General features: G+C 64.6%; 20 protein-coding genes and 3 pseudogenes. 16 read left to right on the top strand and 7 right to left on the bottom strand.

Features of this window, described 5'->3' with window-relative positions; all coding sequences use genetic code 11:
* Nucleotide 1: 1 nt before the first annotated feature.
* From P0Y33_RS02000 to P0Y33_RS02010, 3 genes are all read left to right on the top strand, one after another.
* Nucleotides 2-955, top strand: a complete 954-nt coding sequence (locus P0Y33_RS02000) for a carbohydrate ABC transporter permease (RefSeq protein ID WP_279528900.1) — start codon at nucleotides 2-4, stop codon at nucleotides 953-955.
* A complete protein-coding gene (locus tag P0Y33_RS02005) occupies nucleotides 952-2,034 on the top strand; it encodes a sugar ABC transporter permease (RefSeq protein ID WP_279528901.1) in 1,083 nt (360 codons plus the stop codon). Before P0Y33_RS02000 ends, P0Y33_RS02005 begins: the two co-directional genes overlap by 4 nt.
* A gap of 81 nt (nucleotides 2,035-2,115) precedes the next feature.
* On the top strand, nucleotides 2,116-2,448 hold the full coding sequence (locus P0Y33_RS02010) for a phosphotransferase family protein (protein WP_279528902.1): 333 nt from the start codon (nucleotides 2,116-2,118) through the stop codon (nucleotides 2,446-2,448).
* A gap of 471 nt (nucleotides 2,449-2,919) precedes the next feature.
* Here the strand turns inward: P0Y33_RS02010 and P0Y33_RS19075 are convergent, their stop codons facing one another.
* The 3 genes from P0Y33_RS19075 to P0Y33_RS02025 all read right to left on the bottom strand — a co-directional run bounded on the left by P0Y33_RS19075 (nucleotide 2,920) and on the right by P0Y33_RS02025 (nucleotide 4,881).
* Complete coding sequence (locus P0Y33_RS19075; RefSeq protein ID WP_321170505.1) at nucleotides 2,920-3,348, bottom strand: IS200/IS605 family accessory protein TnpB-related protein; 429 nt, start codon at nucleotides 3,346-3,348, stop codon at nucleotides 2,920-2,922.
* Nucleotides 3,315-3,869 (bottom strand): hypothetical protein, encoded by a 555-nt coding sequence (locus tag P0Y33_RS02020; protein WP_279528903.1) that lies wholly within the window; start codon nucleotides 3,867-3,869, stop codon nucleotides 3,315-3,317. The genes P0Y33_RS19075 and P0Y33_RS02020 overlap by 34 nt, the downstream gene beginning before the upstream one ends.
* Nucleotides 3,870-4,254: 385 nt before the next feature.
* On the bottom strand, nucleotides 4,255-4,881 hold the full coding sequence (locus tag P0Y33_RS02025; protein ID WP_279528904.1) for an IS607 family transposase: 627 nt from the start codon (nucleotides 4,879-4,881) through the stop codon (nucleotides 4,255-4,257).
* A 69-nt stretch (nucleotides 4,882-4,950) separates the two neighbouring features.
* Here P0Y33_RS02025 and P0Y33_RS02030 point away from each other — a divergent pair, with 69 nt between their 5' ends.
* Complete coding sequence (locus P0Y33_RS02030) at nucleotides 4,951-5,703, top strand: phosphotransferase family protein (RefSeq protein ID WP_279528905.1); 753 nt, start codon at nucleotides 4,951-4,953, stop codon at nucleotides 5,701-5,703.
* Nucleotides 5,704-5,950: 247 nt separating this feature from the next.
* Here the strand turns inward: P0Y33_RS02030 and P0Y33_RS02035 are convergent, their stop codons facing one another.
* Entirely contained in the window at nucleotides 5,951-7,225 is a 1,275-nt protein-coding gene (locus tag P0Y33_RS02035) for an IS4 family transposase (RefSeq protein WP_279527460.1), read from the bottom strand.
* 111 nt (nucleotides 7,226-7,336) lie between these two features.
* On the opposite strand from P0Y33_RS02035, the pseudogene P0Y33_RS19080 reads away from it, so the two are divergent.
* Nucleotides 7,337-7,672, top strand: a pseudogene (locus tag P0Y33_RS19080) (GNAT family N-acetyltransferase); the annotation flags it as partial.
* 521 nt (nucleotides 7,673-8,193) lie between these two features.
* On the opposite strand, the gene sucD reads toward P0Y33_RS19080, so the two are convergent.
* Nucleotides 8,194-9,063 carry a succinate--CoA ligase subunit alpha gene (gene sucD, locus P0Y33_RS02045; RefSeq protein ID WP_279528906.1) on the bottom strand — a complete coding sequence of 290 codons (870 nt, stop codon included), beginning with the start codon at nucleotides 9,061-9,063 and terminating at the stop codon, nucleotides 8,194-8,196.
* Nucleotides 9,064-9,065: 2 nt separating this feature from the next.
* Nucleotides 9,066-10,208 (bottom strand): ADP-forming succinate--CoA ligase subunit beta, encoded by a 1,143-nt coding sequence (gene sucC / locus P0Y33_RS02050; RefSeq protein ID WP_279528907.1) that lies wholly within the window; start codon nucleotides 10,206-10,208, stop codon nucleotides 9,066-9,068.
* A 146-nt stretch (nucleotides 10,209-10,354) separates the two neighbouring features.
* Here sucC and P0Y33_RS02055 point away from each other — a divergent pair, with 146 nt between their 5' ends.
* The 8 genes and pseudogenes from P0Y33_RS02055 to P0Y33_RS02095 form a co-directional block, all read left to right on the top strand.
* Nucleotides 10,355-10,729, top strand: coding sequence for a hypothetical protein (locus P0Y33_RS02055; protein ID WP_279528908.1), 375 nt, complete (start codon nucleotides 10,355-10,357; stop codon nucleotides 10,727-10,729).
* Between the two features lie 36 nt (nucleotides 10,730-10,765).
* A complete protein-coding gene (locus P0Y33_RS02060) occupies nucleotides 10,766-11,728 on the top strand; it encodes an NADPH:quinone reductase (RefSeq protein ID WP_279528909.1) in 963 nt (320 codons plus the stop codon).
* Between the two features lie 49 nt (nucleotides 11,729-11,777).
* A pseudogene (locus tag P0Y33_RS02065) lies at nucleotides 11,778-12,475 on the top strand (SDR family NAD(P)-dependent oxidoreductase).
* A 129-nt stretch (nucleotides 12,476-12,604) separates the two neighbouring features.
* Nucleotides 12,605-13,939 carry a sodium-dependent transporter gene (locus tag P0Y33_RS02075; protein WP_279528912.1) on the top strand — a complete coding sequence of 445 codons (1,335 nt, stop codon included), beginning with the start codon at nucleotides 12,605-12,607 and terminating at the stop codon, nucleotides 13,937-13,939.
* Between the two features lie 147 nt (nucleotides 13,940-14,086).
* Nucleotides 14,087-15,493: a sodium-dependent transporter gene (locus P0Y33_RS02080; protein WP_279528913.1), complete on the top strand. Its 1,407-nt coding sequence runs from the start codon at nucleotides 14,087-14,089 to the stop codon at nucleotides 15,491-15,493.
* A gap of 157 nt (nucleotides 15,494-15,650) precedes the next feature.
* Nucleotides 15,651-16,040 carry a hypothetical protein gene (locus P0Y33_RS02085; RefSeq protein ID WP_279528914.1) on the top strand — a complete coding sequence of 130 codons (390 nt, stop codon included), beginning with the start codon at nucleotides 15,651-15,653 and terminating at the stop codon, nucleotides 16,038-16,040.
* 106 nt (nucleotides 16,041-16,146) lie between these two features.
* Complete coding sequence (locus P0Y33_RS02090) at nucleotides 16,147-17,691, top strand: acyl-CoA carboxylase subunit beta (protein ID WP_279530072.1); 1,545 nt, start codon at nucleotides 16,147-16,149, stop codon at nucleotides 17,689-17,691.
* A pseudogene (locus P0Y33_RS02095) lies at nucleotides 17,690-17,938 on the top strand (acc operon protein); the annotation flags it as partial. The gene P0Y33_RS02090 and the pseudogene P0Y33_RS02095, both read left to right, overlap by 2 nt.
* Before the next feature lie 193 nt (nucleotides 17,939-18,131).
* Here the strand turns inward: P0Y33_RS02095 and P0Y33_RS02100 are convergent.
* Nucleotides 18,132-19,538, bottom strand: a complete 1,407-nt coding sequence (locus P0Y33_RS02100; RefSeq protein WP_279528916.1) for an NCS2 family permease — start codon at nucleotides 19,536-19,538, stop codon at nucleotides 18,132-18,134.
* 215 nt (nucleotides 19,539-19,753) lie between these two features.
* Here P0Y33_RS02100 and P0Y33_RS02105 point away from each other — a divergent pair, with 215 nt between their 5' ends.
* The 3 genes from P0Y33_RS02105 (at nucleotide 19,754) to P0Y33_RS02115 (ending at nucleotide 23,325) form a co-directional block, all read left to right on the top strand.
* Entirely contained in the window at nucleotides 19,754-21,592 is a 1,839-nt protein-coding gene (locus P0Y33_RS02105) for an acetyl-CoA carboxylase biotin carboxylase subunit (protein WP_279528917.1), read from the top strand.
* Nucleotides 21,593-21,667: 75 nt separating this feature from the next.
* The gene (locus P0Y33_RS02110; RefSeq protein ID WP_279528918.1) at nucleotides 21,668-22,306 is read left to right on the top strand and encodes a DUF7504 family protein; all 639 of its coding nucleotides are present in this window, start codon (nucleotides 21,668-21,670) and stop codon (nucleotides 22,304-22,306) included.
* Nucleotides 22,307-22,338: 32 nt separating this feature from the next.
* A complete protein-coding gene (locus P0Y33_RS02115; RefSeq protein ID WP_279528919.1) occupies nucleotides 22,339-23,325 on the top strand; it encodes a biotin--[acetyl-CoA-carboxylase] ligase in 987 nt (328 codons plus the stop codon).
* The last annotated feature ends 1 nt before the right edge of the window (nucleotide 23,326 follow it).

A 23,326-nucleotide genomic window follows, 5' to 3' on the forward strand; every position in this document is an offset into this window, starting at 1 on the left:
AATGAGCACGGTTTCCCGAATCAGCCAGCGGTTTGAGGACTCCCCGCTCGTCGAACGGAGAGACGTATCGCTCCTCCTCGTTCTTCCAGGGCTGTTCTTCTTCTCCGCGTTCATGTTCTTCCCGATGCTCTACCTCATCGGGATTTCATTCACGAACGCCAGCCCTGCGAACCTCTTCACTGGGGGAAGCTTCCTCACCTTCGGGGATGCAACGTTCGTCGGCATCCGTAACTATGTCTCCGTCCTCACAGACGGGGCATTTTGGAACTCCTTTGCCACCACCTGGCTATACGTCGCAACGAGCGTCGTGTTGAAGATTGGTCTCGGTCTCCTCACCGCACTCGTCGTTACCGGCAAGCACGTCCGCGGGAAACGCTGGATGCGCGCGCTCATCATCCTCCCGATGGGGCTTCCCGCCATCTTCACGGTCACTGTCTGGCGTGGGATCTTCACGTCTGCTCAGTTCGGCCTTGCTAACCAACTACTCGGTGCGCTCGGCTTCGAGTCGGTCGCGTGGCTCCAACAACGCTGGCTCGCGTTCTTCGCGTATAACATCACGGAGATGTGGCTCGCATATCCGTTTATGGTCATCATCACCGTGAGTGCGCTCCAAGACGTCGACGAGAACCTACACGACGCCGCGAAGGTCGATGGAGCTGGCTACTTCGCCCGCCTTCGGCACATTACACTCCCCAGCATCAAACGACCAGTGCTGTTTGCATCGATCCTCACGGCAGCTGCATCCTTCCAGCAATTCCTCATTCCGTACGTGTTCAACGAGGGGGGCCCTGGCCGCACGAACGAACTCCTCATCGTATACGGATTCCGTGAGGCATTCGCGCTCTCCGAATACGGTCAAGGTGCCGCTATCATGGTCATCACAGTGTTGTTCATTGGCATGTTTATGTGGGTGAACGTGAAGAAGGGACGTCTCGCCGACGGGGTGGACGGATGAGCCTGCTCCGCTCGATCCGCCGGAGCGTTACGGAGGACGTCGTCCGTATCGCGAAGACACCCGGACAAACTGCCCGTAACATCCACTACACCGCCCGTGGTGTGTATCACGGCGAGATCCCTGCACGCCGCCTCGCCCGGACGCTCCTCTCGACAACCGGCGCTGTCGTCCTGGTCATGGCGTTACTCTTCCCGATTTATTGGATCCTTCTCTCTGCATTCTCGGGAACTGGCGGGTCCATCTACGCATCGGGGGGATTCCACCTCTTACCCCAAGAGCCGTCACTGAAGCCGATCTTGTGGGTTATCGGCAATCTCGGAATTCCCGGATATGTCGTCTCTGTCTCGATCCCGCTCACCGACCTCGTGGTTGTGTTCAACACTCCAGAGGTCCAACTCCTCGACGTCAGTCAGTATGGCGTCGAAAATCCCTCGGACTTCAAGAAATACCTTTGGAACAGCCTCACAGTCGCCATCCCGACGGTCATCCTCGCGATGTGCCTCATCGTTCCGGGCGCGTATGCGCTCTCGCGTCGTGAGTTCATCTTCCGTCGGAAACTCCTCTTCGGATACGTTCTATTCACGCAGGTGGGTGGTGGACTCGGAATCGCGGCGCTCATCGCACTGTACGCCATGTTCGTGCAGGTTGGCCTGAACAACAACAAGCTCGCACTCGCTGCCTACTACGCAGCGACCGCTGTGCCCTTCAACACCTGGCTGTTGAAGACCTATATGGATGGCATCCCGGTCTCCTACGAGGAGGCCGCGGTCGTCGATGGTGCTCCACCGTGGAAGGTTGTCACGGAGGTGATCCTTCCACTCTCAACTGCGGGTCTCGCGACTGTGTTCATCTTCACGTTCCTCACCGGATGGACGGAGTTTGTCGTCGCTCAGACCTTGCTCTCGACGGACAACTACACGCTCCCTGTGGGCCTGTACGCGCTCGTCAACGAGTACTCCATCCCGTGGGCTCGCTTCGCGGCATTCGCGCTCATCTTCGCGTCACCAATTGTCGTCATCTACCTGTTCGCCCAGCGCTACATTGAGGGCGGACTCTCCTTTGGTGGTATGGAGGGGTAGTCCCTTCCCATCAGAAGAATTCGGCCGTCGCGATCCACACACCACCCGAACACTTCTTGGCCCCCCTCCAGTAGCGCCAGTATGGCCGACCCAGCCGTCGCCGACGCGAGCGTCCGGGGGATGGTCGACAACCTCCGTCCGGCGTGGCACGTCGAGACGATCGAGCGGGCACCACACGGCACGGACTTCGTCGCGATCCTCGACATTCGTACGCCGGCTGGCCCCAAGCAGGCGGTACTGAAGGCGACGACAGCCGACCTCGTCGACCCCGTCGTTGCACGGGCGGAACCACGCCTCCTCACCCTCCTCGACAACGAAACTTCGATTCCGGTCCCGACAGTGTATGGGAGCTGCGATGCCCACCCCGAGTATCCCGCACCGTTCACCGTTCCGACTTTCAGTAGCTTTCAGTAGTACACCGTAAGAAACGGGTACACTGTTGGACGGCTGGGCCACGTCCATCGCTACTATCCGCGTTCGACTCGGGCAGGGCGACAGCGGGCGCTATGACAGCCGACCCACCACCAGCGGTCGCCCCTGCCTGTTCGGGTTCGTAGGCAACGATCCCAGTCCCGAACGTGAGCCGCGTGCCAGCGGAACGGCCAGCTATAGTAGAATTCAGAAGTCTTTGTAGTGGCACCTGCCGAAGACTGGTGTGTCTCGTTAGTTCTCGACGATCTGGTGAGAGATGTGAGCAGATACTTCTGGGGATTACTATAGCACGATTTCGGAATCCCCCATATAGGAGGACGTGAAACCGTGGTCTAGCTCGTCCGTTTCGCTGAAGAACACGCGAGCCACGTTCAGTGCCCCGATGTAGTCGCGGTCACCCTCAAAGCTACACCGTGCGTTATCACACCGGAAATGGCCACCCCACCACAGTTCCTAATGATGGTCGGGCGACTTACAGGTGTGACCGGCCGACCCACACCGGGGGCATGACCGACTCGTCCCCTCTGGATAGACTCGCTCGACACCGATGCCAGCACACTCTGCCCGATACTTGATGTTCTCGATTATGTCCCGCCGCGCCCACGACGACAACTCCCACGACAACGTGCCTTCATCGCTCGGTGGTGACAGCGAGCGCAAGTCCTCGTGAACAATCGCGTCCACGTCGTACAGGAGTGCGAGTGCGAGGACTTGGTTGGCTACATCGTGTGTCAGTTGCTCGCGCTTGTGTCGAATCTTGTTGTTCACCCGTTCGTATTCACTCTGGATATGCACGAACTCGTCAGTGTGAGCGCGACCATCGCGGCGCAACGCTGACAGACGGTCGTTCAGGCGGGTTCGTTCGCGGTGAAGTCGTCGCACTTCTCGCGGTCAGTGAACTGGATGAACTGTGGCGTAGACAGTTGTTCGCCGTCGTCAGTGACCACTACGGCAGTCATGTCTTTTCGCATCCCGGCGTCGAGCGCCAGCACGCAGTCAGCGTCGTTAGTCGGCTCTGCGTGTTCGACTTCGACGGGAAAGGACAGTTCGTAGTAGGCGTCACCGGTTTTGCGACGCGCGGGCTGAAACTCGGGAGCCGAGAGATCGCCGTGGGTGAGCAGGTCATGGAACGCCTCGTAGCCGTCGCGCTCGTACTCCGTCCACGACCAGTCACCTCGTGTCTCCGGCGACAGTGTGTCCGGTGTTTTGAGTCGGATGGTCAGCGTCTCGGTGTCGCTGTCGTACTGGTATTTGACAGCTTGCCCGCTGGTTGGGCCGTCGTCCGCAGAGAACGGGAGCACGCCGTTGTCATACTCGGGGCAGTCCTGCATCTCAAGATACGTGTCTGGATATACCCCGTGACGGTCGTAGTAACTGTTGAGTTGGTCGATGAGGATGTCCACGTAGCCTGACGAGAGGTAGTCACCGTCATCCCAGAGTTGGTCTTTGATGTGACGACGGTGGATGCGTCGGATTTTGTGGTCAGGAAGTACGTCTCGGATGGATTGGAAGGCGTCTCGGCGGTCAGCGTGACTCCGAAGCGTTTCACCGACTTTCTGCAAGATGCACCGTCGAAACCGCGAGGGGAGATACGGGTCACGTTCTTCGAACGGTTCGTGTTCATCGAAGTATTTCCACGCCTGATGGGAGGAGTCAGCAATCCCGTTGAGGTGGGCCGGCGTCCAGTGGTCTTCGAGGACGTGAGTAGCAACACGTTGTGTGAGTGTTGCCAGTCGCTCGAATCGTTCGGCGTCCTCGTCTGGCAAACGGATTGGGAGCGAGAGGTGGTCACTCATCAGGTTTCACCTCGGATTCGACGGTGTTGACGACCTGTTGTGTTTTGTTGGAGCGCATTCCGTAGAGTTTGCCGCTGAAGCTGGCGACGAGGTTGATGAGGTCATCAACGAGTTCTTCCTGTGCAGATTTATCCGTCTCGTCTTCGATGACGGTGACTGTAACGCCGTAACAGTCGAAGTACCGTTCGAGATACGAGAAGCCAAAGCGGGTGAGTCGGTCTTCGTAGGTGAGGAGGACGCGTCCGTAGTCGGCGTCCTGGACGTCATCGAGGAGGGAGTTGAGGCCACGGCGGTCTTCGTTGAGGCCACTGCCAACGTCGGTGTAGGTGTTTTCGACGGTCCAACCGTGGTCGTGGGCGTAGTCTGTGAGTTGGTCGAGTTGGCGGTCAAGGTCGCCGTTGTCTTTCTGGCCGTGGGTTGAGACGCGAGCGTAGAGGGCAACGCGGTCTGTTGGGCGAGTATCGCCTGCAAGTCGGCGGAGTTCTCGGTGTGGAATCCGTCGTTCACCGCCCGGTGTTCGGGTGTAGTCAAGGTCGCCGTTACGGCACCAGCGTTTCACGGTCTGGGGGTGGACACCGAGTTCATCCGCGAACTCGCCAATCGAGTACGACCGTGGCATTCTGATGTTACTATTTACTACTGATAGCTACTTATAGATACTAGATTCTGTAACAGTCACACAACCCTCATGGCGTATGTCGACGGAGAGAATTTCGAGGGACGCGTCGACGACCTCTCGCCGTCGGCACGCGAGACCATCCTTCGCGAGGCGGGCACGAACCTCGCCGACCTCCACCAACTGGGCCCGCTCTCCGGCTATGGCCAGATCGGCGTCGAAGACGACTCACTCACGGTTCTCGACACCGACACCCACTCCAAATACGCCGATTTCCGTACGATATTGCTCAATGACGTCGAGGACACACTCGACAGTCTCCTCGACGGCGGGTTCTTCGCGGACCTCGCCGACGATCCGGAGCGATTCGTGGACCTCGTCCCCGCACTTCGTGACTACGTTCGCGAAACGATCCCCGCACTTCCGGAGCCGGATCCACCGACCTACAACTTCTGGGACTACCGCTACGGCAACCTTCTGGTCGATCCCGAAACCGGCGACGCACAGGCGGTTCTCGACTGGGCGAATCTCTCGGCCGCCGATCCGGCCTACAACCTCGCAAAAGTCGAGGCCAATCTCCTCACTCCCGAGACGGACAGCGCACACCGGACAGCTACACTGCGCAAGCGCTTCCGTGAGGCCTACGAGGAGCGTCGGGATGAGTGGGTATTCGACGACGAAACACGCGAACGGATGCACGTCTACCGGCTCGTGGCTCGCCTCGACGCGATGGCGTGTCTCCCACTCTGGTACCAGGACGCTACCCCAGCGGAGCGCGATACCCGCGCCGCCGAACACCGGGAGTTTGTCGCCCAGTATCTGTGAAGTCAGCGTATCTGAACACTACCCATTATACGAAGGCAAGGAGAATACCTGGCCCTTTAGGGCCAGGATGAATCCGACACTTGGGGAGCAGGCACTGTTCGATCCCCGAATTGAGATTTTCCAATCCGATATTTCAAGTGGCAGGCAGCCAAATCTAGAGATAGGAATCAGTCGGAAAGAGAGCGGTTCCGACTCATCCTGCGATGGCGGCCTGCCCGCCCAAAGCAATCAGACCATTCGTCTTTAGCTAAGACTCACACCTCGGTTGTGTAGCGGTAGCGAGCGTCTCCTGTAAGACCGGTCGTTGCTGATGGATCTTCTGTGCATCCTCGATCAGTCGCTCCAACAGCGGCGGTGGCGAGTAGCCGAGGTACTCTCCGAGTTCGTGGAGGATGAGCTGGGCGTGCGACCGGAAGGTCGCCGCCCAGCGTTCCGGCGGAAACACGATCTCCTCATCAGCCTGCTCGGTCACCAGATCCAACAGCTCACGACTCACCAACAGCGACAGCAACGCCGCATACAGCAGAATCTTCACGATATCCGGGTCGCTTGTGTCGAACTCGTCCAACTCGTACTGCGTCTTCAGTTCACGAAACAGCGTTTCTACCTCCCACCGACACCGATACAGCGTTGCTAAATCCGCCGGGAAGAACTCATCCCGCGACAAGTTCGTGATGTACAGATGGTAGTCGTCGGCGTCCGAATCGCGGACGCCGACGACGCGGAATCGCTTCGTATCCAGTGACTGCGTTCCGTTGTACTGGCCTCGCTTGAACTCCGCTTCGACCTCGACGTCGATGTACTTCCGCGAGAGATCATCGACTACATCGTGGATTTGCTTGCCCTCCAAGGGAATGGCGCGGCCGCGCCATTCCCGTAATTCCTCTGTTATCACCGGGTTCGCGCTCTGCTTCAGCCGACTCACGAAGTAGCCGTCGTTCTCGTCGATTAACGCGAACCGGCGGTACTTGAAGTACGCTAGATCGAGTAGAACCAGTCGTCCTTGCAGCCACGAACCCGTCTTGAACAGCGTGCTGTCGTGCGTTTTCTCGTCCGTTACGTCGAGTCGTTCGATCGTCTCATCGGTGGCGTTGTGGAGCAGGTGGAGCTTCGCTCCAGCCTGCTCCTCGTGACGGGCTTGGAACTCATCAGAGAGGAACTCGTGCAACCGCAACACCGTTCCATCGGCGATCATCACGTCTCTGAATCGGTCAATATCAGCGTCAACAGCGTTGGGAACAGCGACCTCGTCGAGGCCGCGCTCGACGAGGTCGCGCAGATACTCCGCAAACGTCGGCGTCAACCGCTGATAGAATCCACCGGGAGAGAGCGGTTCATCGGCGGTAGCGTTGTAGCTGCGACGGAAGCCAGCGAGTGTTCGGCTCTCGCCTGCGGCGAAGCCGAACACGAACGACCACACGAGGGCGGGCATCTGTGTTTTCCTGTTGCGTTCGACCACGCCGAGTTCCTCGGCGTGCTCTTCGAGGAACTCAGAGGGAAACAGTGTAGTGAGCCGACGCATAATTCTCGATGAGGAGGCTTCTGTGTGCACAGCGGTTGCCTCCTCATTCCTCTCAAAAAGTAGCCTCGATAAGCCGCTGCCGTCACGCGGTTTCTGGCTTAGCTAAAGACGGATGGCTTCCGCGCTCTCCTCGATGACGAGGACACTACCGTCTATCTCCTCGTCCACGACGGCGAGACGATCGGGTATGTCACGCTCCACGAGGGACACCACCCATCTCGGCAGTATTCACAGTACCTCCGTATCGTTGACCTCGCTATCGACGAAGGCCACCGGAATCAGGGTCACGGCACGGAAGTTGTCGAGCATGTGAAAGAGCTGGCTCGCGAGCGAGGCTGCGACCATCTCAAGGTTTCTTGCGAGTGGGAAAACGAGGACGCGCGCCGATTCTACCGCGACACGGGTTTTCGACCGAAACAAGTCGACTACGCACAACCATTAGAATGAGCTAAGAGACGCGTTCAGTACAGACGCATCCTACCTCACGGTGAGTTTCTCGCTCTTGTTCCTGGGTGAGTATTTCGACAGGAACGGTCAAAAGAATCCTCAATGGTACGTTGGCCGTTAGCCGTCCGTGCACGTCCAACCCGGCTTCGACGGGTTCAGTGACGTAGTAACGCCCTATTGAGCGCCCGGGAGGGCGCGCCCTGGCGGTCACCGAAAGAGCGAAGCTCTCTCGTGGTCACGAAAGACACCTATGGCGTCTTTCGAACGACTCTTTCGAGACTGAGCGAACCCTCCGGGTTCGCGATGTCGGCGAAGTCGGAGACTTCGCCAGACGCCAAAAATCGGAGATTTTCGGAAGAATATCCGAGGGCCGCCGTGAGACGCGTCGCGTCTCACGAAGTGTACGCGAGAGAATCTCTCGTTATGACGAAAGACGCTTGGGGCGTCTTTCGAACCATGTCACGGTGTAACCGTGACACGAGCGGCGACCCTTCGTGGAGGGTCGCCGCGAGGGCTTGTTTCTACAGCAGGTCCTCGATGTGGTCGACGACTTCCTCGGGGGTGTCGCCGACAGGAACGCCCGCCTCGTTGAGGGCGTCGATCTTGGACTGCGCCGTGCCCGTCCCGCTCCCGGAGACGATAGCGCCGGCGTGGCCCATGCGCTTTCCGGGCGGGGCCGTGCGGCCGGCGATGAAGCCTGCCACGGGCGTGTCCATGTGCTCGCCGATGAAGGCGGCGGCCTCCTCTTCGTCTTCGCCGCCGATCTCACCGCACATGACGACGGCTTCGGTCTCGTCGTCCTCCTCGAAGAGTTCGAGGGCGTCGATGAAGTCCGTCCCGATGATGGGGTCGCCGCCGATACCGATGGCGGTGGTCTGACCGATGCCGCGGGAGGTGAGCGAGTCGACGACCTGGTAGGTGAGGGTCCCCGAGCGGGAGACGAGACCGACCTTCCCGGATTCGAAGATGTTGCCGGGGAGGATGCCGAGTTTCGCCTCGCCGGGCGTGATGATGCCGGGGCAGTTCGGGCCCTGCAGGCGGGTGTCGACCTCGGAGAGTCGCTTGTTCACCTTGGCCATGTCCTGGGTCGGGATGCCCTCGGTGATGGCGACGACGAGGTCGAGGTCCGTGTCGAGCGCCTCGAAGATGGCGTCGCCGGCGAACGCCGGCGGGACGAACACGACGGACGCGTCGGCGTCCTCTTCGTCGACGGCCTGGTGGACCGTGTCGTAGACCGGGACGCCGGCGACCTCCTGGCCGCCTTTACCGGGGACCGCGCCGGCGACGACGTTCGTCCCGTACTCCATCATCTGTTCGGTGTGGAACTTGCCCTCGCCGCCAGTGATACCCTGTACCACGACGCGAGTGTCTTCGTCAACTAGGATACTCATGGTTATTCAGCCTCCTCAGCGTATTCGACGGCGCGCTGGACGGCGCCTTCGAGGGTCTCTTCGACGGTGACGAGTTCGTCGTTGAGGATTTCGCGTCCCTCCTCGGCGTTGGTGCCGGCGAGGCGGACGACGACCTTCTTGGGAATCTCGTCGAACTGTTCGAGGGCCTCGTTGATGCCCTTGGCCACCTCGTCACCACGGGTGATACCGCCGAAGATGTTGAAGACGACGGCGTCGACGTTCTCGTCGGAGAACACCATGTCGAGGGCGTTCGTGACGCGCTCGGCCTTGGCTCCGCCGCCGATGTCGAGGAAGTTGGCGGGTTCGCCGCCGTAGTAGTCGACGAGGTCGAGGGTGGTCATGACGAGACCGGCGCCGTTGCCGATGATGCCGACGTTCCCGTCGAGACGGACGTAGTCGAAGCCGTACTCGTTGGCCTTGGCTTCGAGTTCGTCCTCGGCGGCCTCCTCTTCCATCTCCGCGAGGTCCGGGTGACGGAAGAGCGCGTCCTCGTCGATGTTGAGGACGGCGTCCGCCGCGACGACGTCGTCGTCGCTCGTGACCATCAGCGGGTTGATCTCGGCGTCGGAGGCGTCGTTCGACTCCCAGAGATCGTAGAGGGTCTGCAGGACGGACGAGACGTCGCGGGCGAGTTCGCGGGGGACGCCCGCGTCGTAGACGACCTTCCGTGCCTGGTAGGCGTGCAGCCCGAAGGCGGGGTCGATGTGCTCGCGGGCGATGGCCTCGGGGTTCTCCTCGGCGACCTCTTCGATGTTGACGCCGCCCTCGGTGGAGACCATCGCGACGGGCTTGCCCTCGCCGCGGTCGAGCGTGATGCCGACGTAGAGTTCGTCGACGAAGTCGACGGCCTCCTCGACGAGGACCTTGTCGACTTTGTAGCCTTTGAGGTCCATCCCGAGGATGTCCTCGGCGACGTCCTCTGCCTCTTCGACGTCCTCGGCCAGTTTGATACCTCCGGCCTTGCCGCGGCCGCCGACGTGGACCTGCGCCTTCACCGCGACGGGGTAGCCGATGCGCTCGGCGACGGCGACGACTTCGTCGACCGAAGTCGCCAGTTCCGCCTCCGGCGTCGGAATCCCGGCGTCGGCGAAGACCTCCTTCGCCTGATACTCGTGGAGCCTCATTTGCGTTCGAAAGCGTGACTTGCCTCCGCATAAAGCCGTCCATTTGGCTGCGTATCTCGTACCACGGTCCCCGTTGGCACACCTCCAACCCCAGATTCTTGTTCGATAGACAACAATTATACGAGAGACAGTCATTTAGCGAACGAATGTCACGCGTATTGAAGGTGTCCGGGTTCGCCGGACTCGCGATCCAGATGCTGTGGGGGATGATGAACGTGAGTTTCCATATCACCGGCCCGCCGCCCTACTTCGCCCAACTCGTCGGCGCGCACGCCCACTTCGGCGTGCTGGGAATCCTCGCCGTCGTCACGGGGTTCGCCGTCGAGCGCTTCGACGTCGCGGGTACGCGCCGGAGCGTCGCCGTCTGGGGGTTCGTCGCCGGGCAGTGGCTCCTCCCGTTCACGCTCGTCGCGCAGGGCGTGACGGGGATGGCCCAACTCGGGATGCTCATGTTCCTGTGGGGGCTCTGCTTGTTCGCCTCGATGGCCGTCATGACGCTCAAAGCGCTGCGCGCGGAGTAGCCCACACTTATCCCCTCACCCGCCTTTTTCCCGCGTATGCGCGCAGTTCGCTACCACGAGCACGGTGGACCCAACGTACTCCAGGTCGACGAGGTACCGACTCCCGAACCCGACGAGGACGAGGTCCGTGTCGCCGTCGAGGCGGCGGGCGTGAACCCCGTGGACACCTACTTCCGAGAGGGGTCCTACCAGCCACCCGAACTCCCGATGATTCCGGGGTCGGACCTGGCGGGCGTCGTCGACGCCGTCGGCGCGGACGTCGACGAGTTCGAGGAGGGCGACCGCGTCTTCGGGACCGGTCTCGGAAAGGACCAGCAGGGGACCTACGCCGAGTACGCGCTCGCGCGAGCGGACCAACTCGCCCGTCTCCCGACGGGCGTCACCTACCCCGAGGGCGCGGCCGTCGCGCTGGTCGGCGTCACGGCCTGGCGTGCGCTCGTCGACCACGCCGACCTCGAACCCGCAGAGACCGCCCTCGTCCACGGCGGGAGCGGCGGTGTCGGCCACGTCGCCGTCCAAATCGCGGACGCGGCCGGTGCACGCGTCCTCACGACCGCCTCACCCGAGTTGGGCCGACGCCTCCCCGAACTCGGGGCGAACGAGGTGTTCGACTACCGCGCCGACGACCTCGCCGAGCAGGTCGTCGACGCCGGTCGTCCGGACGTGATCCTCGACCACCGCCTCGACGACTACCTCGACTTCGACGCCGCAGTGTGCGAACAGGGCGCGCGGGTCGTCGGTATCGGCAACACCCAGCCCGAAGCCGGCTTCGACGATGTCGCGGCCGCGCGAGCGAAGGAGATGACGCTCCACCTCATGTCGATGTACAACACCCCCGACCTGGGTGCGGTCCTCGACGACCTCGCGGACCTGATGGCCGCCGGCCAACTCGTCCCGGACATCCACCAGACGTACTCGCTCGAAGAGGCCGCACAGGCCCAGGACGACGTGTTGAACGAGAGCTTCTTCGGGAAACTCGTCGTCGACGTCCGGGCGTGAACTGACCGCCGACCCCACCTTTTTCTCGCCGGCCGACGCCACACTACCTATGTCGGCTTCCTTCGACTTCAGTGGTGAGGTAGTGCTGATTACGGGCGCGAGCGGGGCACTCGGCGGCGCCGTCGCCGACCGGTTCGCCGAGGCGGGTGCGACCGTCTGTGGCACCTCACGCTCCGAACCCGACGACTTCCCGGGGGACTTCTACACCGGCGACTTCACCGACGAGGCGGACGCCGGTGCAGTGGTCGACGCCGTCGTCGCGGACCACGGGACCGTCGACCACCTCCTCACCGTCGCGGGGTCGTGGGCCGGCGGCGACCCGGTCGACGAGACGGACGTCGAGACGTTCGAGGCGATGGTGGACGTGAACCTGACGACGACGTTCCTCGCGGCCAAACACGCGCTTCCGGCCCTCCGCGACACCGAGGACCGACAGGGGTCGCTCGTCACCGTCGCCTCCCGCTCTTCACTCGAAGGCGGCGAGGGCGACGCGGCCTACCGCGCGGCGAAGGCCGGCGTCCGCCTCCTGACCGAGAGTATTGCCGCCGAGAACGTCGGCGAGTACGGGCGAACGCCGTCCTCCCGAGCGTAGTCGACACGCCGGCCAACCGCGAGGCGATGCCCGACGCCGACCACGACGCGTGGGTCGAACCCGAACGCATCGCCGACGTGATGCTGTCGCTCTGTGCCGACGCGACGGACGTCACCTCCGGCGGCGAGATTCCGGTCTACGGCGACACGCTCTGAGAGCGCCCGACGGTACCGTCGTACACGAACGTTTCAGACACACCTCCAGAAATCGACGCTTCTCGAGGCGACGAGTGGACGAACATCGCGTGTTTTAAGCCACGCTGTTGAGAAAATCGGTGGTAAGCTATGGCAGAACGAGAAACCTGGACGAGCAGGGCAGGATTCATCTTCGCCGCCGTGGGAAGCGCAGTGGGACTCGGGAACATCTGGTCGTTCCCGTTCCAGACCGCGGCGAACGGCGGGGCGGCGTTCCTCGTCGTCTACCTGGCCGCGGTGTTCCTCATCGGCTTCCCGACGATGCTCATCGAGTTCGTCATCGGGCGGCGCGGCGAGCAGAACCCGGTCGCCGCGTTCAAGAAACTCGGCTACGAACAGTGGTCGTTCACCGGCGGAATCGGCGTGTTCTCGTCGTTCGTGACGCTCGCGTTCTACAGCGTCGTCGGTGGGTGGGTCCTCAGCTACATCGTCGGCAGCGTCACGGGTGCGTACTTCGGTGACCCCGGCGCCTACTTCGGCGCCGTCTCCGCCGGACCGACCGCCATCGCCGCACACGCGGTCTTCATGGCCATCACCATCGGCATCGTCGCGTTCGGCGTCACCGACGGCATCGAGCGTGCGACGAAGTTCATGATTCCGGCCATCATCGTCCTCCTCGTCGGCCTCGCCGTCTGGGCGACGACGCTCGACGGTGCGGCCGCCGGCTACAGCTACTACCTCTCGCCGGACTTCTCGACGCTCGCGAAGAACTTCGGTTCCATCGTGCCGGCCGCGATGGGCCAGGCGTTCTTCACCCTCTCGCTCGGGTTCAGCGTCATGATCGCCTACGCCTCCTACCTCGGCCGTGACGACAGTCTCCCGGCCGACGGGAGCGCCATCGTCGTCATCAACACCATCGTCGCGCTCCTGGCTGGGTTCGTCGTCTTCCCCATCCTCTTCGCGACGGGTGGCGCCGGCGGTGCGGGCGGCGGTCCCGGCACGGCGTTCGTCGCTCTCGCCGGCGCGTTCGGCGCACTCCCCGCGGGCCAGATCATCGGCCTCGCCTTCTTCGTCGTCCTGCTGTTCGCGGCGCTCTCCAGTTCCATCAGCCTCCTCGAAGTGCCGGTGGCCTACGTCTCGGAGAACTACGGCTACGGCCGCTCGACGACCGCCGTCGCGATGGGAACGGTCATCTTCGTCGTCGGCCTCCTCCCGGCGCTCGGGACGAACTACCTGACGCTCTACAACGACGTCGTGTTCAAGTTCCTGCTCCCCATCGCGGTGCTCCTCCTCGCCCTCTTCGTCGGCTGGGCCGCCGACCGGGAGGCGATGGACGAACTCGGTCGCGGGAGTTCCTTCGGAGAGTCCTTCACCACCGTCTGGCTCTGGTGGGTCCGGACCGTGGTCCCCATCGCCGTCGTCGTCACGCTCTACCTCGGTGTGAAGGCCATCTACACCAGTTTCCAGAAGGGCGTCTACTTCTAGGAACCGAGAGATCCTAGGCGACACCCTATTTTTCTCGACATCGTGGTGGGAGAATATGGGGGATAGATACTCAAAGACCGTGATTTTTGTCTTCTGACGGTTTTCACTCCGAAACCCTCTTTTTCACCAGTCCGTTAGCGGGTGGTAATGGCAGACACACGCGAATCGTGGCAGACACGCCTCGGCTTCATTCTCGCCGCCGTCGGGAGCGCGGTCGGCCTCGGGAACATCTGGCGGTTCCCGTGGATGGCCTCCGAGAACGGCGGGGCGGCGTTCCTCGTCGTCTACCTCGGAATCGTCCTCCTGGTCGGCGTCCCCGGACTCCTCGGCGAGTTCGTCATCGGTCGCCGCTCGAAACGGAACCCGGTCGGCGCGCTCTCCTCGCTCTCGGACTCGAAAGGATGGTCGGCCTTCGGCCACGTCTTCGTGGTCACCGCCGTCCTCCTGCTCTCCTTCTACAGCGTCGTCGGCGGGTGGATCCTCCGCTACTTCGGCGCGAGTTTCACGGGCGCCTACTTCGGGAACCCCGGCGCCTACTTCTCCAGCATCAACTACGGGTTCGAGGCGGTCGCCTTCCACGTGCTCTTCCTCTTCCTGACTGCGGCTATCGTCGGGTTCGGCGTGAAAGGCGGCATCGAGCGGGCGACGAAGGTGATGATGCCCGCCATCGTCGTCCTGCTCGTCGGTCTCGCCGCGTGGGGGTTGACCCTCGACGGCGCGAGCGCGGGACTCGCCTTCTACCTCTCGCCGGACCTCGGCTACCTCCAGACGCACTTCCTCGACATCCTCCCCGCCGCCGCGGGCCAGGCGCTGTTCACGCTCTCGCTCGGCGCGGGGACGATGGTCACCTACGCCTCCTACCTCGGTGAGGACCGCTCGCTCCCGGTCGACGGGACGTTCATCGCCGGTCTCAACACGCTCGTCGGCGTCCTCGCCGGCTTCGTCGTCTTCCCCATCCTCTTCGCGCTCGGGAGCGGCGCCGGCCAACCCGGTGCGGGTGCGGTCTTCGTCAGCCTCGCCGGCGCGTTCGCCGCGCTCCCCTACGGGCAGGTCGTCGCCGTCGTCTTCTTCGGCGTCGTCGCGCTCGCGGCGCTCTCCTCGTCCATCTCGATGCTGGAGATTCCGGTCTCCTTCCTCGTCGACGAGTACGGCGTCTCCCGCCGGAAGGCGACCGTCGCCTTCACCGGTCTCTTCCTCGTCACGGGGTCGGTGAACGCCCTCTCCGCCCAGGTGTTCGGCTTCGTCGCCGGCACGCTGGTCAACCTCCTCCTGACCGGGGGTCTCGCCGGCTTCCTCCTCTTCACCGGGTGGGTGCTCGGGACCGACGCCGTCGCGGAACTCCGTTCCGGTGCTGGGGACCTCGGCCAGCGTCTCGCCACACCGTGGCTCTACGCCGTCGGCGTCGTCCTCCCGCTGTTCCTCGTCTTCACGCTCCTGTCGAGTCTCCTCCCCCTGCTCGGCGTCCAACTCGGGACGGGCGCCGTCGTCGCGCTCGCCGTCGGCGTCGTCGTAGTGTGCGGCGTGACGCTCCGCCGGCCGCAGTCGGTGCTGTAGTCAGGCCGACTCGGACGCTGAATCCCCACTCGAACGACCCTCGTTCTTCGCCTTCGCTCTCGGCTCCGTCGGCACCGCTCCCGTGCCACGGCGCGTAACTGTACGTCTCCTCGAAGCGGAACGTCCCCGTCGGGAGTCGGGGGTCGGCGTTGTCGGGGTGGCCCCACGCTTCCAGTTCGACCGCCATGCTCTCGTCGGGTTCGAGTGTGACACCGCTGATTTCGAGAGTCCCGCCGGAGTGTGGATAGCCGTCGAGACGGCTCTCGGCGGGGTATCGGTCGTACTCGCCGACGACGCGGGCTTCGTCGGGAGTCACGAGCGCGAGACCGGGGTCCGTCTCCTCGCTCTCCCACGTCGAGAACACCCGGCGATTGCCGCGACCGGCGCGGTACCCACGGTGTGTCTCACTCTCGTTCCGGAGTCGAACGACCACGCGGGCGGGCCGGTGCTCCTCGACCGTGGGGCGTCGGCGGTCGACCGACGCGGAGAGGGTCGTCTCGTGGGCCGGCGGGACCACATCGGCGTCTACGACGGCGAGGGTGAGTGACACAGCGGGGCCACACTGGCCGCACGCAAAACGTTTCCGCGGGGCGTCGTTTGCGAGTCTCGGAACGCTTTTCCCGACTCTCGCTGAAAGCCACCACAACATGACGATGGACGAGCGAATCGAGGACCTCCGGGAGAAGAAGGCGCGCGCCCGGGAGGGTGGCGGCGAGGAGCGTATCGAGTCCCAACACGAGAAGGGGAAGATGACCGCCCGCGAGCGCATCGACTACTTCCTCGACGAGGGGACGTTCAACGAGATCGACCAGCTCCGTACCCACCGGTCGCACAACTTCGGGATGGAGGAGAAACAACTCCCCGGCGACGGCGTCGTGACGGGCTACGGCGAGGTGAACGGGCGAACCGTGTTCGTCTTCGCCCACGACTTCACCGTCTTCGGTGGCTCGCTCGGCGAGGTGTTCGCCGAGAAGGTGTGTAAGGTGATGGACAAGGCGATGGAGGTCGGCGCGCCGGTCATCGGTCTCAACGACTCCGCGGGCGCCCGTATCCAGGAGGGCGTCGACTCCCTCGCGGGGTTCGGTGAAATCTTCCGTAAGAACACCGAGGCCTCCGGCGTGATTCCGCAGATTTCGGCCATCATGGGGCCGTGTGCCGGCGGGGCCGTCTACTCCCCGGCGCTCACCGACTTCATCTTCATGGTGAAGGACACCTCCCACATGTTCATCACCGGCCCGGACGTCATCGAGACGGTCACGGGCGAGGAGGTCACCCACGACGAACTCGGCGGCGCGACGCCCCACACGACCGACTCCGGCGTGGCGCACTTCGCGGCCGACGACGAGGAGCAGGCCCTCGACGACATCAAGCGACTCCTCTCCTACCTCCCGCAGAACAACGTCGAGGACCCCCCGCGCGTCGAACCGTGGGACGACCCCGAGCGCCGCCCCGAGGCGCTGGAGAACATCGTCCCCGACCAGCCCCGGAAACCCTACGACGCGACGAACGTCGTCGACGAGGTCGTCGACGAGGGCTCGTTCTTCGAGGTCCAGGCGGAGTTCGCGAAGAACATCGTCGTCGGCTTCGGCCGTCTCGACGGCCGGTCCGTGGGCATCGTCGCCAACCAGCCCCGCGTGAACGCCGGGACGCTCGACATCGAGTCCTCCGAGAAGGCCGCCCGCTTCGTCCGCCTCTGTGACTCCTTCAACGTCCCCATCGTCTCGTTCGTCGACGTCCCGGGCTTCATGCCCGGCACCGACCAGGAGCACAACGGCATCATCCGCCACGGCGCGAAACTCCTCTACGCCTACTCCGAGGCGACCGTCCCGCTCCTCACCGTCATCACGCGGAAGGCCTACGGCGGCGCCTACGACGTCATGGCCTCGAAGCACCTCGGCGCCGACGTGAACTACGCGTGGCCCACGGCCGAAATCGCGGTCATGGGACCACAGGGCGCCGTGAACGTCCTCTACCGCGACGAACTCGCGGAGGCCGATGACCCCGACGAACTCCGCGACCAACTCATCGAGGAGTACAGAGAGGAGTTCGCCAACCCCTACACGGCGGCGGACCGCGGCTACCTCGACGACGTCATCGAACCGAAGGACACCCGCGCCCGGCTCGTCGACGACCTCGAGATGCTCACGACAAAACGCGACTCCCTCCCCGAGAAGAAGCATGGCAACATCCCACTCTGACGTGACAATCGACCTCCCCGACGACGCGGACGAGGACGAGGCCGCGGCCATCGCGGCGGCCGTGCAGGCGCACCTCGCGGACGTCGCGGCGGCCGCCGCCGCGGCCGAGGAGGAAGCGGAGACGTGGGAGGGCGAGCGGTGGTCGTTCGCCGGCCGCGTCGAGCAGTTGCAGGGTCGCTCGGTGCGCGTGCCCGAGAACGCGCCGACCGACGCGTGGAGTGCGGCGGGGCGGAGCGAGCGGTTCTAGGGAGATTCCGAGCGTAGCGAGGAATCTCCGGGACGCGAGCGGGGAGGGACGACCCGCGAGCAGGGAGTGCGGGCGTAGCGAGGAATCTCCGAAACGCGAACGCGCTCCCCGTCGGCGATTCGCTTATCCGTCTGTGTGAGGTAGTACCACAGTGGGCATCTGCCCGCCGTGTACCCCTACCCGACTCACTTTTTCAGATGGACGCCAGCGCCCCGCTCGTCCGGAGCGCGAAGTAGCCTGCGAACGCGAGCGCGAGCAGCCACTGGCCGACGTGGACGTCGTCGGCCTCGCCGGCGGCGAGTTTCATCAGCGGGTAGGAGACGATGCCGGCGGCAATGCCGTACGCGATGGAGTAGGTGAGCGGCATCGCGATGATGGTCAGGCCGGCCGGGACGGCGTGGGTCGGGTCGTGCCAGTCGACGTCGGCCGCGTTGCCGAGCATCAAGATGGCGACGACGACCAGCGCGATGTGCGAGGCGTAGAGCGGGATGGCCGCCGCGAGCGGGACGATGGCCAGCGACGCGAGGAAGAGGAGAGAGACGACGAGCGCGGTGAGGCCCGTCCGGCCACCCGCCTCGACGCCGGTCGCGGACTCGACGTAGGTCGTGACCGTCGACGTACCGAGCATCCCGCCGACCGTCGTACCGACGGCGTCGGCCATCAGCGGCTTGTCCATGTCGGGGAGGTTGCCCTCCTCGTCGAGCATGTCGCCGACCTGTGCGACGCCGGTGAGCGTCCCCGCGGTTTCGAGGAAGTCGACGAAGAAGAACGTCACCACGACGAGGGTGAAGGCGAGTGCCTCGACGTTCCGGAAGCCGCGGACGAAGGCACCGACGAGTGGCGAGATGTCGTACTGTGGCGCGGGAATCGAGGGGGCGAGCGGCGCGCCGGGAGTCGGACTCTGGACGCCCATCGAGGCCGCGATCCACCCCGCGGCGGCCGTCAGGAGGACGCCGAGGATGATGGACCCGCGCACGCCGCGCGTATAGAGTCCGAGCGTGAGGAAGAGGCCCGCGACGGAGAGGAGGGCGACGGGGTTGCTCGCGACGTTGCCGAGCTGGACGAGCGTCGCGGGGTCGGCGACGACGACCTGCATCTCCTGGAGGCCGATGAACGCGAGGAAGAGGCCGAGTGCGGCGCCGACGGCGAACTTCACGGGTTCGGGGAAGAGTTTGATGACGTACTCGCGGGCGCCGACGACGGTGAGCGCCACGAACAGCACGCCCTCGACGACGATGGCGGCGAGCGCGGTCTCCCACGGGACGCCCATCGCGCCGACGACCGTGTAGGCGAAGAAGGCGTTGAGGCCCATGCCCGGCGCGAGGGCGAACGGGCGGTCCGCGTAGAACGCCATGACGAGCGTCGCCGTCGCCGCCGCGAGGATGGTGACGACGGCGAGCATCTGGACCGTCTCGGCGTAACTCGCGCCGGCGACGGCGATACCGGGTTTCTCGCCGCGGGCGGCGAGGATGGCCGGGTTGACGACCACGATGTAGGACATCGTGAGGAACGTCGTCAGGCCGGCGAGCAGTTCGGTCCGGAGGTCGGCGCCGCGGTCCGCGAGGTCGAAGTGATCGACGAGAGTTTCGCGTATCCCCATAGTGTGCCGTTCCCATCGGTGGGAGGTCCCGCGTTTATCGGTTCCCATTCGTCCTCGTGAGCACGTAATTTTTTCAACCATCCGATTGTGGAATTGAATGGGCGCGGGGCGTTCATGCCACACTGGAGGCCCACCGCGCCCGTTTCGGGGGCGACGTCGCTCTTCTGCGGAGACGGAACCGATAAATCAAGTACCCGCCGGGTAAACCCCCCTGTATGTTCGACAAGGTTCTCGTCGCCAACCGAGGTGAAATCGCGGTCCGTGTCATGCGGGCTTGCGAGGAACTCGGAGTCGACACTGTCGCGGTGTACTCCGAGGCCGACAAGAACGCGGGGCACGTCCGGTACGCCGACGAGGCGTACAACGTCGGGCCGGCGCGGGCGGCCGACTCGTACCTCGACCACGACGCCATCATCGACGTCGCCGAGCGGTCGGGCGCCGACGCCATCCACCCGGGGTACGGGTTCCTCGCGGAGAACGCCGACTTCGCCGCGAAGGTCGAGGAGACCGAGGGCGTCACCTGGATCGGCCCCCGCAGCGAGTCGATGGAACGACTCGGCGAGAAGACCCAGGCCCGCAAATCCATGGACGCGGCCGACGTGCCCATCGTCCCCGGGACCACGGACCCCGTCGAGGACCCCGAGGAGGTCCGCGAGTTCGGTGAAGAACACGGCTACCCCGTCGCCATCAAGGCGGAGGGCGGTGGCGGCGGCCGCGGCATGAAGGTCGTCCGTGGACCCGACGAGGTCGAGGACAAACTCGAGAGCGCCAAACGCGAGGGCGAGGCCTACTTCGACAACCCCACCGTCTACCTCGAACGCTACCTGGAGAACCCCCGCCACATCGAGGTGCAGATCGTCGCCGACCACCACGGCAACGTCCGACACCTCGGCGAGCGCGACTGCTCGCTCCAGCGCCGCCACCAGAAGGTCATCGAGGAGGGCCCGAGCGCCGCTCTCACCGACGACCTCCGCGAGCAGATCGGCGAGGCCGCCCGCCGCGGTGCCGACGCCGCCGACTACTACAACGCAGGCACCTTCGAGTTCCTCGTCGAAGACGACCGCGAGGAGGGCGCCGGCGAACTCCTCGGCGCCGACGCCGACTTCTACTTCCTCGAAGTCAACACCCGCATCCAGGTCGAACACACCGTCACGGAGGAACTGACGGGTATCGACATCGTGAAGTGGCAACTCCGCATCGCCGCCGGCGAAGAACTCGACTTCGCGCAGGACGACGTCGAACTCGACGGGCACGCGATGGAGTTCCGCATCAACGCAGAGAACGCGGCCGAGGAGTTCGCACCCGCGACCGGCGGCCGACTGGAGACCTACGACCCGCCGGGCGGCATCGGCGTCCGCCTCGACGACGCGCTCCGCCAGGGCGACGAACTCGTCACCGACTACGACTCGATGATCGCGAAACTCGTCGTCTGGGGGAGCGACCGCGAAGAGTGCATCGAGCGCTCGAAGCGCGCCCTCGGCGAGTACGACATCGAGGGGGTCGTCACCGTCATCCCGTTCCACCGGTTGATGCTCACCGACGAGGCGTTCGTCGCCAGCGAGCACACGACGAAGTACCTCGACGAGGAACTCGACCCCGAGGCCATCGACGAGGCCCAGGAGAAGTGGGGTCCCGAGCAGGTCGGCGGCGAAGCGGAGGAAACGGAGACTGTCGAGCGAGAGTTCACCGTCGAGGTGAACGGCAAGCGCTTCGAAGTGAACCTCGAGTCCCGCGGCGGTGCGCCCATCGCGGCGGCCGCGGCCGGCGAGGAGGCCGGCGGCAGCGAACGCCCCACGCCCGCGGGCGGCGAATCCAGCGGCGAGGCCGAAGTCGAAGGCGAGGGCGAGCAGGTCACCGCCGAGATGCAGGGGACCATCCTCGACGTCGAGGTCGAGGAGGGCGACACCGTCGAACCCGGCGACGTCGTCGTCGTCCTCGAAGCGATGAAGATGGAGAACGACGTCGTCACGACTCGTGGCGGAGAAGTGACGAGAGTCGCCGTCTCCGAGGGTGACAGCGTCGATATGGGCGACGTCCTCGTCGTTATCGAGTAGTGAGCTAGCCGGGAAGCTTTTAGTGTTGAGTCTGCAACCAGACGACAACCCGGGCGCCGGGGAGGGAGGAGGGAAATGCCAGCGTTCGTAGATGTGCTCACCGAACTGAAGCAAAACGGGTGTTCGATTCTCGTGACGGGCGAGGTGCCGACAGCCGTGACTGCGCAGGCGACCCGCAAACTCCTGGGCTCGCCCGCGGCGGAGCGTCGCCGCGCGCTCGTCTTGACCGACCCGGCACAACCCGACCCGAACGACCTCCTCCCGGGCGGTGTCGACCCGGACGACCCCGACGTCCACGTCGTCGACAGGCGTGACTTCTACCGGGGGAGCGCGACGGGGGCGACGGCCGGTGCCCCCGGTTCGCCGCTCGACCTCGACCTGACGACGGTGCTCCGCGACGCCGTCCGGACGCTCGCGCCGCCGGACGGGTACGACCCCTCACAACTCCGGACGGGCGTCGTCTCGCTCTCGCCGCTCCTCGACCAGTACGGCGTCGACCCCATCCGTCGGGACGTCGTCGACGCGTCAGCGGTCGTCCGCGACGTCGACGGGATGGCCCACTTCCACCTGCCGAGCGACGACGAGGACCTCGTCGACGAGTTCAAACCGGTGGTCGACGCCTACATCGAACTGCGTCGACGCGTCGGCCACGTCCCGGAGCAGCGCTGGCACGTCCCGGAGCGGGACTTCTCGACCCAGTGGCTCGAAATATAGGGCTTTTCTCGCACCCACTCGTAGACGCGTCTATGCACGAGACACGCGCGGCCGTCCTCGACGCCCTCTCGTCGGGACCGGTCACCGGGCCGGACCTCGCCGAGCGACTCGGGGTCTCCCGGGCCGCCGTCTGGAAACACGTCGAGGCGCTCCGCGAGGCCGGGTTCGAAATCGAGAGCCGCGAGGACGGCTACGTCCTCGTGGGGATTCCGGAGTTCGGCGGCGAAGCCGTCGAGTACGGACTCGACGCCCCCTTCGAGGTGGAGTTCCACGAGACCATCGGGTCGACGAACGACCGCGCGCGCGAACTCGCCGGCGAGGGGGCCGAGGACGTGGTCGTCCTCGCCGACGAGCAGACCGGCGGTCGCGGCCGCCTCGACCGCGAGTGGTCGTCGCCCTCCGGCGGTGTCTGGGCGAGTCTAGTCCTCCGGCCGTCGCTCCCACCCGCCCGTGTCTCTCTCCTGACGCTGGCCGCCGCGGTCGCCGTGACGGACGCGGCCCGCGAGGCGGGTGTAGCGGCGGCGATCAAGTGGCCGAACGACGTGCTCGTGAGTGACCGCGAGGAATCGAACGAGCCCTCGTCGGCACGAAGTGCAGACGACTCCGCGGAGCGGGGCGGACGCAAACTCGCGGGCATCCTCACGGAGATGGAGGGCGAGTCGAACCGCGTCTCGTGGGTCGTCCTCGGCGTCGGCGTGAACGCGAACGTCCCCGCCGAGGCGCTCCACGAGGGCGCGACGAGTCTCCAGGACGAGTTCGGTGCGGTCGACCGCCGACGGTTCGTCCAGCGTGTGCTCGAACGCTTCGACGAACTCCGGGAGTCGCCGGACGACGTCGTCCCTGCGTGGAAGGAGCGGTCCGCGACGCTCGGTCAGCGGGTGCGCGTCGAGACGCCCGGCGGTGCCGTCGTCGGCGAGGCCGTCGACGTGACCGACGTGGGCGCACTGGTCGTCCAGACGGACACCGGCGGTCGGGAAGTCGTCCACGCGGGCGACTGCGAACACCTCCGCCCGGTCTAGG

This window comes from Halospeciosus flavus (assembly GCF_029814175.1).
Taxonomy (GTDB): Archaea; Halobacteriota; Halobacteria; order Halobacteriales; family Halobacteriaceae; genus Halospeciosus; species Halospeciosus flavus.

Excerpts from the sequence above, each read along its gene's own strand:
- P0Y33_RS02000 (WP_279528900.1), top strand. The coding sequence starts at position 2 with ATGAGCACGGTTTCCCGAATCAGCCAGCGGTTTGAGGACTCCCCGCTC.
- P0Y33_RS02005 (WP_279528901.1), top strand. The coding sequence starts at position 952 with ATGAGCCTGCTCCGCTCGATCCGCCGGAGCGTTACGGAGGACGTCGTC.
- P0Y33_RS02010 (WP_279528902.1), top strand. The coding sequence starts at position 2,116 with ATGGCCGACCCAGCCGTCGCCGACGCGAGCGTCCGGGGGATGGTCGAC.
- P0Y33_RS02025 (WP_279528904.1), bottom strand. The coding sequence starts at position 4,881 with ATGCCACGGTCGTACTCGATTGGCGAGTTCGCGGATGAACTCGGTGTC.
- P0Y33_RS02030 (WP_279528905.1), top strand. The coding sequence starts at position 4,951 with ATGGCGTATGTCGACGGAGAGAATTTCGAGGGACGCGTCGACGACCTC.
- P0Y33_RS02035 (WP_279527460.1), bottom strand. The coding sequence starts at position 7,225 with ATGCGTCGGCTCACTACACTGTTTCCCTCTGAGTTCCTCGAAGAGCAC.
- sucD (WP_279528906.1), bottom strand. The coding sequence starts at position 9,063 with ATGAGTATCCTAGTTGACGAAGACACTCGCGTCGTGGTACAGGGTATC.
- sucC (WP_279528907.1), bottom strand. The coding sequence starts at position 10,208 with ATGAGGCTCCACGAGTATCAGGCGAAGGAGGTCTTCGCCGACGCCGGG.
- P0Y33_RS02055 (WP_279528908.1), top strand. The coding sequence starts at position 10,355 with ATGTCACGCGTATTGAAGGTGTCCGGGTTCGCCGGACTCGCGATCCAG.
- P0Y33_RS02060 (WP_279528909.1), top strand. The coding sequence starts at position 10,766 with ATGCGCGCAGTTCGCTACCACGAGCACGGTGGACCCAACGTACTCCAG.
- P0Y33_RS02075 (WP_279528912.1), top strand. The coding sequence starts at position 12,605 with ATGGCAGAACGAGAAACCTGGACGAGCAGGGCAGGATTCATCTTCGCC.
- P0Y33_RS02080 (WP_279528913.1), top strand. The coding sequence starts at position 14,087 with ATGGCAGACACACGCGAATCGTGGCAGACACGCCTCGGCTTCATTCTC.
- P0Y33_RS02090 (WP_279530072.1), top strand. The coding sequence starts at position 16,147 with ATGGACGAGCGAATCGAGGACCTCCGGGAGAAGAAGGCGCGCGCCCGG.
- P0Y33_RS02100 (WP_279528916.1), bottom strand. The coding sequence starts at position 19,538 with ATGGGGATACGCGAAACTCTCGTCGATCACTTCGACCTCGCGGACCGC.
- P0Y33_RS02105 (WP_279528917.1), top strand. The coding sequence starts at position 19,754 with ATGTTCGACAAGGTTCTCGTCGCCAACCGAGGTGAAATCGCGGTCCGT.
- P0Y33_RS02110 (WP_279528918.1), top strand. The coding sequence starts at position 21,668 with ATGCCAGCGTTCGTAGATGTGCTCACCGAACTGAAGCAAAACGGGTGT.
- P0Y33_RS02115 (WP_279528919.1), top strand. The coding sequence starts at position 22,339 with ATGCACGAGACACGCGCGGCCGTCCTCGACGCCCTCTCGTCGGGACCG.